Source organism: Micromonospora sp. ATLC20, assembly GCF_057196585.1.
The window spans coordinates 1-15288 of record NZ_JBXUOV010000026.1; the positions used below are offsets into that span (position 1 = coordinate 1).

The 15288-nt window shown below is 73.0% G+C and carries 13 protein-coding genes; 9 read left to right on the forward strand and 4 right to left on the reverse strand.

Annotated features, from left to right (window positions below):
- Positions 1-452 (forward strand): DNA glycosylase AlkZ-like family protein (locus AC2CHG_RS08595; RefSeq protein ID WP_484524499.1); only part of this gene is annotated, 452 nt, incomplete at its 5' end.
- A gap of 8 nt (positions 453-460) precedes the next feature.
- On the opposite strand, the gene AC2CHG_RS08600 is transcribed toward AC2CHG_RS08595, so the two are convergent.
- Positions 461-1672 carry a MalY/PatB family protein gene (locus tag AC2CHG_RS08600; RefSeq protein ID WP_463839668.1) on the reverse strand — a complete coding sequence of 404 codons (1212 nt, stop codon included), beginning with the start codon at positions 1670-1672 and terminating at the stop codon, positions 461-463.
- Between the two features lie 34 nt (positions 1673-1706).
- Here AC2CHG_RS08600 and AC2CHG_RS08605 point away from each other — a divergent pair, with 34 nt between their 5' ends.
- A complete protein-coding gene (locus AC2CHG_RS08605) occupies positions 1707-2276 on the forward strand; it encodes a GNAT family N-acetyltransferase (RefSeq protein ID WP_484524500.1) in 570 nt (189 codons plus the stop codon).
- A gap of 53 nt (positions 2277-2329) precedes the next feature.
- Here the strand turns inward: AC2CHG_RS08605 and AC2CHG_RS08610 are convergent, their stop codons facing one another.
- Entirely contained in the window at positions 2330-3151 is an 822-nt protein-coding gene (locus tag AC2CHG_RS08610) for an MOSC domain-containing protein (protein ID WP_355509292.1), read from the reverse strand.
- 10 nt (positions 3152-3161) lie between these two features.
- Positions 3162-4790: an isovaleryl-CoA dehydrogenase gene (locus tag AC2CHG_RS08615; protein ID WP_484524501.1), complete on the reverse strand. Its 1629-nt coding sequence runs from the start codon at positions 4788-4790 to the stop codon at positions 3162-3164.
- 178 nt (positions 4791-4968) lie between these two features.
- Between AC2CHG_RS08615 and AC2CHG_RS08620 the strand changes: the two genes are divergently transcribed.
- The 6 genes from AC2CHG_RS08620 to AC2CHG_RS08645 are packed head-to-tail and all read left to right on the forward strand — an operon-like array spanning position 4969 to position 12190.
- Positions 4969-6507, forward strand: a complete 1539-nt coding sequence (locus tag AC2CHG_RS08620) for an ABC transporter substrate-binding protein (RefSeq protein WP_484524502.1) — start codon at positions 4969-4971, stop codon at positions 6505-6507.
- On the forward strand, positions 6507-7451 hold the full coding sequence (locus tag AC2CHG_RS08625) for an ABC transporter permease (RefSeq protein WP_377626204.1): 945 nt from the start codon (positions 6507-6509) through the stop codon (positions 7449-7451). The genes AC2CHG_RS08620 and AC2CHG_RS08625 overlap by 1 nt, the downstream gene beginning before the upstream one ends.
- A complete protein-coding gene (locus tag AC2CHG_RS08630) occupies positions 7448-8329 on the forward strand; it encodes an ABC transporter permease (protein WP_013476858.1) in 882 nt (293 codons plus the stop codon). The genes AC2CHG_RS08625 and AC2CHG_RS08630 overlap by 4 nt, the downstream gene beginning before the upstream one ends.
- A gap of 26 nt (positions 8330-8355) precedes the next feature.
- On the forward strand, positions 8356-9357 hold the full coding sequence (locus AC2CHG_RS08635; RefSeq protein ID WP_194802562.1) for an ABC transporter ATP-binding protein: 1002 nt from the start codon (positions 8356-8358) through the stop codon (positions 9355-9357).
- A complete protein-coding gene (locus tag AC2CHG_RS08640; RefSeq protein ID WP_484524503.1) occupies positions 9354-10391 on the forward strand; it encodes an ABC transporter ATP-binding protein in 1038 nt (345 codons plus the stop codon). Before AC2CHG_RS08635 ends, AC2CHG_RS08640 begins: the two co-directional genes overlap by 4 nt.
- An 11-nt stretch (positions 10392-10402) precedes the next feature.
- Positions 10403-12190, forward strand: coding sequence for a gamma-glutamyltransferase family protein (locus AC2CHG_RS08645; RefSeq protein WP_402806062.1), 1788 nt, complete (start codon positions 10403-10405; stop codon positions 12188-12190).
- Positions 12191-12323: 133 nt separating this feature from the next.
- On the opposite strand, the gene sthA is transcribed toward AC2CHG_RS08645, so the two are convergent.
- Entirely contained in the window at positions 12324-13727 is a 1404-nt protein-coding gene (sthA, locus tag AC2CHG_RS08650) for a Si-specific NAD(P)(+) transhydrogenase (RefSeq protein WP_484524504.1), read from the reverse strand.
- 82 nt (positions 13728-13809) lie between these two features.
- On the opposite strand from sthA, the gene AC2CHG_RS08655 reads away from it, so the two are divergent.
- A complete protein-coding gene (locus tag AC2CHG_RS08655; protein WP_484524505.1) occupies positions 13810-15288 on the forward strand; it encodes a M1 family metallopeptidase in 1479 nt (492 codons plus the stop codon).

Here is a 15288-nt window from a genome sequence, read left to right on the forward strand (position 1 = left end):
CGTTCGGGCCGGCCGCGTCGGCGGACCTGCGCGCCTGGTGCGGCCTCGCCGGGCTGCCCGCCGCGGTGGCCGCGGTCCGCGACGAGCTGGTGGCCTTCCGGGACGCGCGGGGCCGCACGCTGCTGGATCTGCCGGACGCGCCCCGGCCCGACCCGGACACCCCCGCGCCGGTACGGTTCCTGCCCGCCTTCGACAACGCCGTGCTCGGCTACCACGACCGCAGCCGGATCATCGACGACGCCCACCGCCACCTCTCCGTGGCCGGGGCCCGGTTCGTGCTCGTCGACGGCCGGGTCGCCGCCACCTGGACGGTCGACGCGGGCGTCGTGGTGGTCACGCCGCTGCGCGCGTTCACCCGCGCCGAGCGCACGGCGGTCACCGCCGAGGGCGGCGCCGTGGCGTCGTTCCTGTCCGAGGGCGACAACCAGGGGGTACGCGTGGCCGCCCGTTGAGCCGCACGTCAGGCGGTCGCCGCCGCCCGGCCCATCCGGGCGACCGCCTCGGTGAGCACGGCGGGGGAGGTGGCGAAGTTGAGCCGCACGAACCCGGCGCCGCCGCTGCCGAAGACGTGCCCGGAGCTGAGCGCCACCCGGGCCCGGTCGAGGAACATCCGCGCCGGACCCGCCACGTCGCTCGCCACGCCCGGTCCGTCGCCCGCCTCGGTGGGTACGCCGAGGCGCCGGCAGTCCAGCCAGGCCAGGTACGTGCCCTCGGGCGGCTGCCACGACACGGTCGGCAGGTGGTCGCTCAGCAGTGACCCGAGCAGCGCCCGGTTCGCGTCGAGGCCGTCGAGCAGCCGGTCCAGCCACGGCCCGCCGGCTCGGAACGCGGCCGTGTGCGCGAGCACCCCGAGGTGGCTGGGGCCGTGACTGACCTCCTCCGGCATCCGGGCCAGGTCGTCCGCCGCGTCCGGCCCGGCGACCGCCAGCGCCGCCTTGAGCCCGGCCAGGTTCCACGCCTTCGACGCGGACACCAGCGCGAACGCGTTCTCCGCACCCGGCACCGTCAGGTACGGGGTGAACCGCGCGCCGGGCAGCGCCAGCGGCGAGTGGATCTCGTCGGCCACCACCCGTACGCCGTGCCGCGCGGCCAGCTCGGCGACGGTGGCCAGCTCGTCGGGCCGGTGCACCACACCGGTCGGGTTGTGCGGGTTGCAGAGCAGGAACGCCGGGCGGTCGCCGATCGCGCGGGCCCGCCGGAACGCCTCCTCCAGCGCGGCCGGGTCGAGCCGCAGGTCCGCGCCGAGCGGCGCCTCGAGGACCTGCCGGCCGGCGTTGGCGACGAACGCGTAGAACGGCGGGTAGACCGGGGGAGTGACCACCACCGCGTCACCCGGGCCGGTGACCAGGCGCAGCACCTCGACCGTACCCATCATCACGTCCGGTACGAGCGAGGTCCGGCCGACCGGGAAGTCGGCCCAGCCCCACCGCTGCGCGGCGAACCCGCCGACCGCCTCGGCGTACCCGGTGCCGTACGCGTAGCCGGTGTCGCCCAGCTCGACCGCCCGGCGCAGCGCCTCGGCCACCGGCGGCGCCAGCGGCACGTCCTGCTCGGCCACCCACAGCGGCAGCACGTCCGGCGGGTAGAGCCGCCACTTCACGCTCGTGCGCTGCCGGAGCTGGTCGAGCGTGAGCTGGGTGAGCGGGTTGCCCTCGTCGGCGGAAACGACCATGCGGCCCACCCTAGGTTCCTCCTACCATCGCCGGATGACCCACCCGGCGTACCCGCTGCGCACGCCCCGGCTGCTGCTGCGCCCGGTCACGCTCGACGACCTCGACGACGTGCACGCCTGGCAACGCCGCCCGGACGTGGTCCGCTGGATGGCCGGCGCCGCGCCGCGTACCCGGGCGGAGTCCCTGGCGTCGGTGACCGCGATGGCCGGCGAGGACGCGCTGCGCGCGGAGGGCGACTGCCTGACGCTCGCCGTGGTGCGCGACGCGCGGGTGATCGGCGAGGTCGAGCTGGTGTGGCGCAGCGCGGCGGACCGCACCGCCGAGCTGGGGTACGTCTTCCACCCCGACCACGGCGGCCGGGGGCTGGCCACGGAGGCGGCCGGCGCGCTGCTGGACTGGGGTTTCGGCGAGTTCGGGCTGCACCGGGTGGTGGCCCGCTGCCACGCGGACAACGAGCCGTCGGCGCGCCTGATGGCCCGGCTCGGGATGCGGCGGGAGGCGCGGCACGTGCGCAGCTACCGGTTCCGGGGCGGCTGGGCGGACCAACTCGTCTACGCGATCCTGGCCGACGAGTGGCGGTCCCGGCCGGTCAGGTCGGGCTGACCGCGCTCAGTCCACCCGCCCCGGCGAGCGGCACGGTGCCGGAGGGCGGCCGGTCATGTCGCCTCGCACTCGTCTCCGACCCGGATCTCGCCGGTGGTCAGCGGGACCAGCCGGACGCCGAACCAGGTCTTGCCGTCGTAGCGCCGGTGCCGGGCCAGCGTGCGGATCGGTTCCTTCCCGCGCGCCAGGGTCTCCGGGTCGATGAGCGTCACCGAGCAGCGGTCGCAGCGTTCGGACACCCGGAAGTCGACGGCGCCGATGCGCACCCGCGTCCAGCCGTCCTCGGCGAACGGTTCGAGCGGTCCGTCCAGCACCACAGTCGGCCGGAACCGGGCCATCGCCAGCGGCTCCGGCGCGGGCTCGCCGCGTTCCAGCGCGCCCTCGACGATCCAGTCCCGCAGCCGCCGCAGCGACGGCGCCGTGGCGACCAGCAGCGGTCCGGCGTCGGAGAGGTTCAGCGGATCACCGGGTCCACCGCCGTGTTCGGCAGACATCGGCCGGCGGCGCGGATCGTCCAGCCAGGCCAGCCGTACGGGACGGCCCAGCCGGGCGGAGAGCCAGTCGTGGGCCTCGTCGGCGGCGAGCCGGACCGTGTCCAGCCGGGACACGTCGGTCGGGACCGGCGGGCCGTCGACCGGTTCGGCGACCGTCAGCGACGACCCGTCGCGGGCGGTGAGCGTGATCGACCCGGGGCCGGGCGCGGCGGTCAGGCCGAGCAGCGCCGGCAGGGCGGTCGAGCCCAGTTTGCCGCCGTCCGGGCGCAGCACCAGCCAGCGGCGGTCGTGACGCAGCCCCCACGGCTCGACGTCGGCCCGGTCGACGTCCACGCCGCCGAGGGACTTGACCGGATACAGGTGTACCGAGGCGAGCCGCATCACCACGCCGTCAGCCGACCTTCGGGGTGGCGCGGTCGTTGATCGCTGCCAGATCCAGCCCGCCCGGCAGCGTCCCGTACGCCTGCCCGTGGTCGCCGTCGAGCCGGGACGCGCAGAACGCGTCGGCGACCGCCGGGTGGCCGTGGCGCACCAGCAGCGCGCCCTGCAGCACCAGCGCCAGCCGCTCCACCACCCGCCGGGCGCGCAGCTCCAGGTCGGTGTGGTCGGCCAGCTCGTCGCGGACCCGTCGCACCGCCGCGTCCAGCCGGGCGTCCGCGCCGGCCGCGGCGGCCACCTCCGCCTCGTACGCGGCGAGCACCTGCGGTTCCCGGGTGAGCGCGCGCAGCACGTCGAGGGCGGCGACGTTGCCGGAGCCCTCCCAGATCGAGTTCAGCGGCGACTCACGGAACAGTCGGGGCATGCCGGACTCCTCCACGTAGCCGTTGCCGCCCAGGCACTCCAGCGCCTCGGCGGCGTGCCCCGGCCAGCGCTTGCACACCCAGTACTTGCCGACTGCCAAGGCGAGACGCTTGAACGCGGTCTCGCCGTCGTCGCCGCGCGCGGACCGGTCGGTCGCGCCGGCCAGCCGGACCATCAGGACGGTGGCGGCCTCGGACTCGACGGCCAGGTCGGCCAGCACGTTGCGCATCAGCGGCTGGTCGGCCAGGTAGTCGCCGAACGCCCGCCGGTGGGTGGCGTGGTGCACGGCGGTGGTCACGCCGTGGCGCATCCCGGCCGCCGCGCCGATCACGCAGTCCAGCCGGGTCAGGTTGACCATGTCGATGATGGTGCGCACGCCCCGGCCCTCGTCGCCGACGCGCCACGCCACCGCGTGCTCGTACTCGACCTCGGCGGAGGCGTTGGAGCGGTTGCCGAGCTTGTCCTTGAGCCGCATCAGCCGCATCGGGTTACGGGTGCCGTCGGGCAGCACCCGGGGGACCAGGAAGCAGGTGAGGCCGCCGGGCGCCTGGGCGAGGGTGAGGAACAGGTCGCACATGGGCGCCGAGGTGAACCACTTGTGCCCGACGAGCCGGTAGCTGCCGTCCGGCTCCGGCCGGGCCGTGGTGGTGTTGGCGCGCACGTCCGAGCCGCCCTGCTTCTCGGTCATCGACATGCCGGCGAGCAGGCCGCGCTTGGTCTGCGGCGGGCGCAGCCCGAAGTCGTACTCACGGGTGGTGAGCAGCGGCTCGTAGCGGGCGGCCAGGTCCGGGCTGTGCCGCAGCGCGGGCACGGCCGCGTAGGTCATCGAGATCGGGCAGCCGTGCCCGGCGTCGGGCCGCCACAGGTAGAAGCCGGCCGCGCGGGCCACGTGCGCGCCCGGCCGGTCGTCGGCCCACGGCGCGGCGTGCAGGCCGTGACCGACGGCGGTACGCATCAGTTCGTGCCAGGACGGGTGGAACTCCACCTCGTCGACGCGGTGGCCGTACCGGTCGTGGGTGCGCAGCACCGGCGGGTGCTCGTTGGCGAGCCGCCCGTGTTCGGCGGCCTCCTCGCCACCGGCGAGCCGGCCCAGCTCGTGCAGCCCGGGCAGCGCCCAGCCGGCGCCCTCGCGGGCCACGCCGTCGCACAGCGCCGGGTCGTCGGCGGTGTCGTGGCCGACCATCGGCGGGACCTGGTTGACGACCTCGTGTGTGGTCACGGCGGCAACTCCCAGCGCAGGTGGCGGATCAGATCGGGGCCCGGATTGAACCACCGTTCACTCCGTACCGGCAACACCCGTCGACCAGTCAATTTGGCTGGATTCGTTTGACATCATCCGGCTCGGAGATAAGACTCGCCGAAACTTTCTTTTGTCCGGGAAGTGGCTAGGGGGGCCTGTGTCCAGGAAGAAGCTCGGCGTGCTCGGCGCCGCACTCACACTGACCGTCGGCGTCCTGTCCGGATGCACCGGAGGCGAGGCGGTCGACGTCGGCGGCGGGGGGAACGCCGGCGGCGCCGGTGGTGTCCTCAACGCCGCGATCGGCGGCGAACCCGACCAGCTCGACCCGCACAAGACCTCGGCGTACTACAGCTTCCAGGTGTTGGAGAACGTCTACGACACGCTCGTCGAGCCGGACGCCGACCTGAAGATGGTGCCGTCGCTGGCGACGAAGTGGACCACCAGCGACGACCAGCTCACCTGGACCTTCACGCTGCGCGAGGGCGTGAAGTTCTCCGACGGGTCGCCGCTGACCTCCGAGGACGTCGTCTACTCGTATGAGCGGATCATCAAGGAGAAGCTGAACAACGCGTACAAGTTCGCCACCGTCAAGTCGGTCACCGGGCCCGATCCGGCCACAGTGGTGGTGACGCTCAGCGCGCCCACGCCGAACCTGCTCGCCAACCTCGGCGGGTTCAAGGGCGTGGCGATCGTGGAGAAGTCAAACGTGGAGTCCGGCGCGGTGAAGACCGCACCGGTCGGCAGCGGCCCGTTCAAGGTGGCCGGCTACACCTCCGGCGACAGCGTCAAGCTGGTTCGCAACGACGCGTACTGGGGGGACAAGCCGAAGCTGGACGGCGTCACGTTCACCTTCGTCAAGGATCCGACGGTGGCGCTGCAGAACCTGCGCAGCGGCCAGGTCCAGTGGACCGACAACCTGCCGCCGCAGCAGGTGAAGTCGTTGCAGGACGGCGACGACCCGGTGGTGAAGTCGGCGGCCTCCACCGACTACTGGTACGTGGCGCTCAACGAGGCCCGCAAGCCGTTCGACAACCCCGAGGTGCGGCGCGCCGTCGGGTACGCGCTGGACCGCGAGGCGATCACCAAGGCGGCCAAGTTCGGGCTGGCCACCGTCAACCAGACCGCCATCCCGAAGGCCAGTGCGTTCTACTACGACTACGCGCCCTACAGCCACGACCCGGGCAAGGCGAAGCAGATGCTCGGCCAGGCAGGCGTGAGCAACCTGACCATGGACCTGATGGTCACCAGCGAGTACCCGGAGACGGTCACCGCCGCGCAGGTCATCGCCGCGCAGCTCAAGGACGTCGGCATCACCGTCAAGATCCGTACGCTGGACTTCGCCCAGTGGCTCGACGAGCAGGCCAAGGGCAACTTCGACGGGTTCATGCTCGGCTGGCTCGGCAACATCGACCCGGACGAGTTCTACTATGCCCAGCACCACAGCGGCGGCACGTTCAACTTCCACAAGTACAAGAACCCGGCGGTGGACAAGCTGCTCGACGACGCCCGTACCCAGACCGACCAGGGCGCCCGCAAGCAGGCGTACGAGCAGGCGGCGAAGCAGATCGTCGACGACGCCAGCTACCTCTACCTCTACAACCCGGACGTGGTGCAGGGCTGGTCGAAGAAGGTCTCCGGCTACGACGTGCGCACCGATCGGGCGATCCGGTTCCGGTCGGTCGCCCTGGCGAAGTGATGGCCCGCTTCGTCCTGCGGCGGGTCCTCCAGTCGGCGGTCGTGCTGGTCGGCGTCACGCTCGTGGTGTTCCTGCTGCTGCAACTGGTGCCGGGTGACCCGGTCCGGGTGGCGCTCGGCACCCGGTTCGACCCGCAGACGTACGAGGCGCTGCGGGAACGCGCCGGCCTCGACCAGCCGCTGCCGGTGCAGTACGCCAGCTACCTCGGGCACGCGCTCACCGGTGACCTGGGGGTCAGCTTCCGCACCGGCCAGCCGGTGAGCCAGATCGTGCTGGAACGGCTGCCCGCCACGCTGTCGCTCGCCGTCACCGCCGTGGTGTTCGCGCTGCTCGTCGCGTTTCCGCTGGGCATCGTCGCGGCGGTACGCAGCGGCTCCGCCGTCGACCACGCCGCCCGCGTGTTCAGCCAGTTCGGCGTCTCCGTGCCGGACTTCTGGATGGGCATCATGGGCATCCTGCTGTTCGCCGGGGTGCTCGGCTGGCTGCCCCCGTCCGGTTACGTGGCGCTGACCGACGACCCCGGCCGGTGGGCCACCCACGTGGCGCTGCCGGCGGTCACCGTCGGCCTGGTCACCGCGTCGATCCTCACCCGGTTCATCCGCTCCTCGGTGCTGGAGGTGCTCTCCGCCGACTACGTGCGGACCGCCGAGGCGAAGGGGCTGCGCAACCGGGTGGTGATCATGCGGCACGTGTTGCGCAACGCGCTCATCCCGGTGGTCACCGTGGTCGCGGTGCAGCTCGCCAGCCTGCTCGGCGGCGTCATCGTGATCGAGGTGCTGTTCGCCTGGCCCGGTATCGGCCGGCTCACCTTCGACGCCGTGCAGGCCCGCGACTATCCCGTCCTGCAGGGCGCGGTGCTGCTCGTCGCGGCGCTGTTCCTGCTTGTCAACCTGCTGGTGGACATCCTCTACGCCCGCCTCGACCCGAGGATCACGGTCAAGTGAGCGCCACGACCGAGAGCACCGGACGCCGCGTCCTGGACGCGCTGCGCCGCGACCCGCTCGCCGTGGGCGGCACGATCGTGCTCGTGCTGCTCGTCGTGGTCGGCGTGGCCGGCCCGTGGCTCGCCCCGGCCGGAGTGAACGACGTCGACGTGGACCAGATGCTGCGACCGCCCAGCGGCGCGCACCCGTTCGGCACCGACGAGCTGGGCCGTGACGTGCTCAGCCGGGTGCTCGTCGCGGCCCGCGTGTCACTGCAGGTCGGCGCCGTCAGCGTCGGCATCGCGCTGGTCGCCGGGGTGACGCTCGGGCTGTTCGCCGGCTACTACCGGGGCTGGCTGGACAGCGTGCTCATGCGCTGCATGGACGTGCTGTTCGCGTTCCCGGTGCTGCTGCTGGCGGTCGCCATCGTGGCGGTGCTCGGCCCCGGCCTGCTCACCGCCATGGTCGCCATCGGCGTGGTCTACACGCCCATCTTCGCCCGGATCACCCGCGCCGGCGTGCTCTCCGTACGCGAGCAGGTGTTCGTCCGGGCCGCCGTCTCCATCGGCGCGTCCGACCTGCGCATCATGCGCCGGCACGTGCTGCCGAACATCGCCGCGCCGCTGATCGTGCAGACGTCGCTGTCGCTGGCGTTCGCGATCCTCTCCGAGGCCGCGCTGTCCTTCCTCGGCCTCGGCATCCAGCCGCCCGCGCCGGCCTGGGGCCGGATGCTGTTCGACGGGCGCGGCTTCGTCACCGACGCGTGGTGGCTGGGCGTGTTCCCGGGCGCGGCGATCTTCCTCACCGTGCTGGCGTTCAACCTGGTCGGCGACGCGCTGCGCGACGTGCTCGACCCGCGCCAGCTCACCCTGGGCGAGGCCCGCAGGAGCACCCCATGACCGAGCGCACCGACCGCACCGACCGCATGCCGAGCCAGCGCCGGCACCCCACGACCGACTCGACAGTGCTGTCGGTGGACGACCTCACCGTCACCGTCGGCACCCGACGCGGCCCGGTCCGTGCCGTCGCCGGGGTGTCCTGGCAGGTGCGGCAGGGGGAGACGTTCGCACTGGTCGGCGAGTCCGGAAGCGGCAAGAGCATGACCCTGCTCGCCGCCACCGGCCTCGCCCCGCGCGCCGCCACGGTCACCGGGCGGGTGCGGCTGCTCGACACGGAGCTGACCGCGCTGCCCGACGACCGCCGCCGCAAGGTCCGCGGCCGGCACGTCGGGTTCGTCTTCCAGGATCCGATGACCTCGCTCAACCCGGTGCTGCCGGTGGGCCGGCAGGTCACCGAGGCGGCCGAGGAACACCTCGGGCTGACCCGCCGCGCCGCCCGCGACCGGGCGGTGGAACTGCTGGAACTGGTCGGCATCCCGTCGGCCGCCCAGCGGGTCGACGCGTACCCGCACCAGTTCTCCGGTGGCATGCGCCAGCGCGTCGCCATCGCGATGGCGCTCGCCTGCGAGCCGGACCTGCTGATCGCCGACGAGCCGACCACCGCGCTCGACGTCACCACGCAGGCGCAGATCATCGAGCTGGTCGCCGACCTGCAGGCGCGGCTGGGCACCGCAGTCGTCTGGGTCACCCACGACCTGGGCGTGGTGGCGGGCATCGCCGACACCGTGGCGGTCATGTACGGGGGCCGGATCGTCGAGCAGGGCCCCGTCGACGCGGTGTTCGACACGCCCACCCATCCGTACACCCGGGCGTTGCTGGCGGCCCGGCCGGACCCGTCGCGGCGCGGCGAGGACCTGGTCGCCATTCCCGGCTCGCCGCCGAGCCCGCTGGACCTGCCGCCCGGCTGCGCGTTCTGGCCGCGCTGCCCGGTCCGCGCCGATCCCCGCTGCGAGCACGAGCTGCCCCCGCTGACGCCGGTCGGCGACGGGCACACGGTCCGCACCTTCTACCGTGGAGAGGCCGGATGAGCGCCGACACCCCGGACCTGGTCGCCGAACTGGACGACCTGAAGGTGCACTTCCCGACGCCGGCCGGCACGGTCCGCGCGGTCGACGGCGTCAGCCTCGCCGTACGCCGGGGCGAGACGCTGGGGCTCGTCGGCGAGTCGGGCAGCGGCAAGTCCACCGCCGGCCTGGCGCTGCTGCGGCTCGTCGATCCGACCGGCGGGCGGGTCCGGGTGGCGGGCGAGGACGTGACCCGCTGGTCGCGCCGCCGCCTGCGCGCGACCCGCCGCCACGTGGCGATGGTCTTCCAGGATCCGCAGGCGTCGCTGGATCCACGCCGGACGGTCGGTGACAGCATCGCCGAGCCGCTGATCGTGCACCGGCTCGCCAGCTCCGCCGCCGCCCGCCGGGCCCGGGTCGCGGAGCTGCTGGACCTGGTCGGCCTGCGCGCCGACACCGCCGGCCGGTATCCGCACGAGCTGTCCGGCGGCCAGCGCCAGCGCGTCGGTGTGGCCCGGGCACTGGCCGGGGAGCCGGACCTGATCGTCCTGGACGAGCCGATCGCCTCGCTGGACCTGAGCGTGCAGGCGCAGATCATGAACCTGCTCCGGCACCTGCAACGCGACCTCGGGCTGACCTACCTGTTCATCGCGCACGACCTGGCCGCCGTCGAGCACATGAGCGACCGGATCGCGGTGATGTACCTGGGCCGCATCGTCGAGACCGGCCCACCCGAGCGGATCTACCGGCACCCGGCGCACCCCTACACGGCGGCGCTGCTGTCCGCGGTGCCGGTCGCCGACCCCCGGGTCGAGCGGGAGCGCCGCCGGATCGTGCTGACCGGCGACATCCCCAGCCCGGTGGACCCGCCGAGCGGTTGCCGCTTCCGTACCCGATGCCCCCAGGCCCGCCCCGCGTGCGCCGAGACCGACCCGGCGCTCGCCGAGGTCGGCCCGGGCCACGACGCGGCGTGCCTGTTCCCGCTCGACGGCGAGCGCGACGGCGGCCCGGGGGAGGAGGACGCGACGACGCGCGCGGACGCCGCCGGCACGGCGTAGGCTCACCGCCGATGACGTTCACCACCCGGCCGACGCTGCGCGGCACGTTCGGCATGGTCTCGTCCACGCATTGGCTGGCCAGCCAGTCCGCGATGGGTGTGCTGGAACGCGGCGGCAACGCCTTCGACGCCGCTGTCGCCGCCGGGTTCGTGCTGCACGTCGTGGAGCCGCACCTCAACGGCCCGGCCGGTGAGGTGCCCGCGATCCTCGCCACCGCGACCGACCCCACCCCGCGGGTGCTCTGCGGCCAGGGCCCCGCGCCGGCGGCCGCGACCGTGGCGCACTTCCGCTCGCTCGGCCTGGACCTCGTGCCGGGCGCCGGCCCGCTCGCCGCGGTCGTGCCGGGCGCCGTCGACGCCTGGCTGTTGCTACTGCGCGACCACGGCACCCGCACGCTCGCCGAGGTGCTGGAACCGGCGATCGGCTACGCCGCCGCCGGCCACCCGCTGGTCGGCGCCGCCGGGCAGACCGTCGCGCGGGTCCGGTCGCTGTTCACCGACCACTGGCCGACCTCCGCGCGCCTCTGGCTCCGCGACGGCCGCCCACCAGCGCCGGGGGAGATGGTCACCAACCCGGCGTACGCGGACACGCTGCGCCGCCTCGTCGACGCGGGACGGGCCGCCGGTCCGGACCGCCAGGCGCAGATCGAGGCGGCCCGGCGCGCCTGGCGGGAGGGTTTCGTCGCCGAGGCGATCGACGCGTTCAGCCGGCTGCCGTTCCGCGACTCCAGCGGGCGTGCGCACGCCGGGCTGGTCACCGGCGACGACCTGGCCGGATGGTCGGCCACCTGGGAGGAACCGGTCACGCTGGACTGGCACGGGCACACGATCGCCAAGACCGGCTTCTGGGGCCAGGGCCCGGTGCTGCTCCAGACGCTCTCCATCCTGGACGCGCTCGACGACCCGCGTGTCCACGACCCGTCGAGCCTGGAGGGCATCCACGCGCAGGCCGAGGCGCTGAAGCTCGCGTTCGCCGACCGGGAGGCGTGGTACGGCGACACTGACGTTCCGGCCTCCGCGCTGCTGTCGGCCGAGTACGCCAGTGCGCGGGCCGCGCTGGTCGGCGACCGTGCCGACACGACGCTGCGCCCCGGCAGCCCGGCGGGCGAGCCGCCTCGGCTTCCGTCCCACCTGCGTGCCGACGCGGGTCGCGGGGCCGTCCCGCAGGATCCGAGCACCGGCGAACCCACGGTACGGGCGGACGGCGTGACCCGCGGCGACACCTGCCACGTCGACGTGGTGGACCGGTGGGGCAACATCATCTCCGCCACGCCCAGCGGCGGTTGGCTGCAGAGCTCACCCACCATTCCGGAGCTGGGCTTCCCGCTCGGCAGCCGGTTGCAGATGTGCTGGCTGGAGGAGGGGCTCGCCTCCACGCTGCGGCCGGGGGGTCGTCCGCGTACCACGCTCAGCCCGACTCTCGTGCTGCGCGACGGTGAGCCGGTGATGGCCTGCGGTACGCCCGGCGGTGACCAGCAGGACCAGTGGCAGCTGCTGTTCCTGCTGCGGCACCTGGCCGGCGGGCAGGAGTTGCAGGAGGCCATCGACGCCCCGACGTGGCACACCACGAGTTTCCCGGCGTCGTTCTATCCGCGCGAGGTCGAGCCCGGCGTGCTGGTGCTGGAGGACCGCATCGACGCCGACGTGCTGTCCGGCCTGCGCGCCAGGGGCCACACCGTACGCCTGTCCGACCCGTGGAGCCTGGGCCGCATGTGCGCGGTGACACGCGACCCGCGCACCGGGGTCCTCTCCGCCGCGGCGAATCCCCGAGGCGCCCAGGGCTACGCCACAGGCCGCTGACCGACCCTCCCGCCCTCTCTCCCCGTCGATCTTGCACTTGCTGCCCGGGCATAGCCGGCATAACGGGCGTGAACTGGGCCCAAAGTGCAAGATCAACGAGGGCGGGGCGGGGCGGGGGAGAGGGCAGGGTTCGTCAGGTGTCGATGCGGGTGATGTTGCGGATCTTGTTGGCGGCGTCCAGGGCGGCCACCTTGTACGCCTCGGCAAGCGTCGGGTAGTTGAAGACGGCGTCCAGCAGGTAGTCGACGGTGCCGCCGCAGCCCATCACGGCCTGCCCGATGTGGACGATCTCGGTGGCGCCGGTGCCGAACACGTGTACCCCGAGCAGCCGCCCGTCCTCGGGTGAGACCAGCAGCTTCAGCATCCCGTACGAGTCGCCGACGATCTGGCCCCGGGCCAGCTCCCGGTAGCGGGCGATGCCCACCTCGAACGGGACGGACGCATCCGTCAGCTCCTCCTCGTTCTTCCCGACGAAGCTGATCTCCGGAATGGTGTAGATGCCGATCGGTTGCAGGTCCGACATGCCGCGCGCCGGTTCGCCGCACGCGTGCTGGGCGGCCAGGCGGCCCTGTTCCATCGAGGTGGACGCCAGCGCGGGGAAGCCGATCACGTCACCGACGGCGTAGATGTTCTCGACGGCGGTGCGGTAGTCGGCGTCGACGGTGATCCGGCCCCGGTGGTCGGCGGTGAGCCCGGCCGCCTCCAGCGCGAGGTCGTCGGTCTGCCCCTGCCGGCCGGCGGAGTACATCACCGTGTCGGCGGCGATCTTCTTGCCGCTGCGCAGGACGCAGAGTGCGGCGCTGCGGTGCTTCTCCACGGCGGCCACCTCCTCGCCGAAGCGGAAGGTCACCGACAGGTCCCGCAGGTGGTACTTCAGGGATTCGACGATCTCCTCGTCGCAGAAGTCGAGCATCCGCGGGCGGCGCTCGACCACTGTCACCTTGGTGCCGAGCGCGGCGAACAGGGACGCGTACTCCATGCCGATCACCCCGGCGCCGACGACGACCATGCTGCGCGGGACGGCCTGGAGGTTGATGACGCCGTCGGAGTCGACGATCGTGCGGTCGTCGAAGTCGACGCTGTCCGGGCGGGCCGGGCGGGTGCCGGCGGCGATGACGGCCTTGTCGAAGCTGACCCGGGTCTCCCGGCCGGAGCCGGCGTCGACCCAGACGGAGTGGGCGTCGGCGAACCGGCCGGTGCCGGTGATCAGCGAGACCTTGTTGCGGGCCAGCTGGTTGCGGATGACGTCGGTCTGCCGGGTGATCACGTGCTGGGTGCGGGCGGCCAGGTCGGCGACGGTGATGTCCTCCTTGACCCGGTAGCTGCTGCCGTAGAGGTCGCGCTGGCTGAGCCCGGTCAGGTAGAGGACCGCCTCGCGCAGCGTCTTGGAGGGCACGGTGCCGGTGTTTATGCACACCCCGCCGAGCATGTCGCGGCGGTCCACGATCGCGACGCGGCGGCCCAGCTTCGCTGCGGCGATCGCCGCCTTCTGTCCACTCGGTCCGGAGCCCAGCACCAGCAGGTCGTAGTCATACACGAGCGCCAGCCTCGCAGGGTCTCGCAACCGGTGCCAGCCGAGACGCCCCCACGAAGATCGAAAACTGCCGTAGGGTGCGCTGATGCGCCGCCCCGTAACCCTGATCATGGTCCTCGGACCGCTGCTCGTCGCTGGGTGCACCACCGCTCCCGCCACCCCGGCCGCGACCCCCTCCGCCTCCACTCCGCCGAGCCCGACCGCGCCCGCCGTCGACTACGCCGCCTGGCAGGCGGGGCGGTCGACGCCGGTGGCCGACCCGGTCTATCCGGCCCGGGGCACCGACGCGCTGGACGTCCTGCACTACGACCTCGCGCTGGAGTGGGCGCCGTCGACCACCACCCTCACCGGCACCGCCACGCTGCGGATCCGGCCGGTGAAGGACGCGCCGAACGTGGTTCTCGACTTCATGCCCTACCAGATCGACAGCGTCACGCTGGACGGCGCGACGGTTCCGGGCGCGGTGGCGAAGGAGAAGCTGACCGTGTCCGCCCCGGTGGTGGCGGACGAGCCGGTGACCCTGGTGGTCACCTACCACGGCCGGCCGAAGACGACCCCGATGCCGTCGCACCGCAAGGACACCGAGGCCCTGGGTCTCACCGTCACCAAGGAGGGCGGCCTCTGGACCATGCAGGAGCCGTTCGGGGCGTTCACCTGGTACCCGGCGAACGACCAGCCGTCGGACGAGGCCCTCTACGACATCCGGGTGACAGTGCCGGCAGGCTGGTCCGCGATCGCCGGCGGCACGCCCGCCGGTCAGTCCGGCACCACGTTCAGCTACCGGAGCACCGACCCGGTAGCGACCTACCTGACCACGCTCGCGGTGGGGAAGTATCAGAAGCTGACCGCGGCGGGGCCGCGCGGCGTGCCGCTGACCTACTGGTACCGCAAGGGCGCGGACGACAAGCTGCTGCCGTACCTGAAGAAGTCCCCGCAGTACCTGGCCTGGCTGGAGAAGAAGTTCGGCCCGTACCCGTTCCCCTCCGGCGGCGTCGTGGTGGTGGACTCGGCGTCGGGCATGGAGACCCAGCAGATGATCACAATGGGCCGGAAGATCGAGAACACCGCGGCCCGCCGGGACCGCTGGGGCAGCGACCTGCTGCACGAGTACGCCCACCAGTGGTTCGGCAACTCGGTCACGCCCACCACCTGGACGGACCTGTGGCTGAACGAGGGCTGGGCGACGTACATCCAGGACCTGTACACCAAGGAGACGCTGAAGCTCAGCGAGGCCAGCCTGGACCGGTACCTGCGCGAGGGTGACGCCGTCCTGCGCAAGAAGCTGGGCCCGCCCGGCCGGCCCGACCCGAAGCGGTTCGCCGAGGGGAACGTCTACCTGTGTCCGGCGGCGATGCTGCGCGAGATCCACCGGACGGTCGGCGACAAGGCGTTCTTCGCGCTGGCCCGCGCCTGGGTCCAGGAGCAGCGCAACACGCCGCAGGACCGGGCCTCGTTCATCGCCTTCGTCAACAAGCAGACCGGCCGGGACTTCACCGCGCTGATCAACGCCTGGCTGGACTCCCCGACCACACCGAAGAAGATCACCCCGAAGAAGATCGGCTGA

What these genes read in the sequence shown, in the direction of transcription:
- AC2CHG_RS08600 (WP_463839668.1), bottom strand. Translation starts at nt 1,672, where the DNA reads ATGGTCGTTTCCGCCGACGAGGGCAACCCGCTCACCCAGCTCACGCTC.
- AC2CHG_RS08605 (WP_484524500.1), top strand. Translation starts at nt 1,707, where the DNA reads ATGACCCACCCGGCGTACCCGCTGCGCACGCCCCGGCTGCTGCTGCGC.
- AC2CHG_RS08610 (WP_355509292.1), bottom strand. Translation starts at nt 3,151, where the DNA reads ATGCGGCTCGCCTCGGTACACCTGTATCCGGTCAAGTCCCTCGGCGGC.
- AC2CHG_RS08625 (WP_377626204.1), top strand. Translation starts at nt 6,507, where the DNA reads ATGGCCCGCTTCGTCCTGCGGCGGGTCCTCCAGTCGGCGGTCGTGCTG.
- AC2CHG_RS08635 (WP_194802562.1), top strand. Translation starts at nt 8,356, where the DNA reads ATGCCGAGCCAGCGCCGGCACCCCACGACCGACTCGACAGTGCTGTCG.
- AC2CHG_RS08640 (WP_484524503.1), top strand. Translation starts at nt 9,354, where the DNA reads ATGAGCGCCGACACCCCGGACCTGGTCGCCGAACTGGACGACCTGAAG.
- AC2CHG_RS08645 (WP_402806062.1), top strand. Translation starts at nt 10,403, where the DNA reads ATGACGTTCACCACCCGGCCGACGCTGCGCGGCACGTTCGGCATGGTC.
- AC2CHG_RS08655 (WP_484524505.1), top strand. Translation starts at nt 13,810, where the DNA reads ATGCGCCGCCCCGTAACCCTGATCATGGTCCTCGGACCGCTGCTCGTC.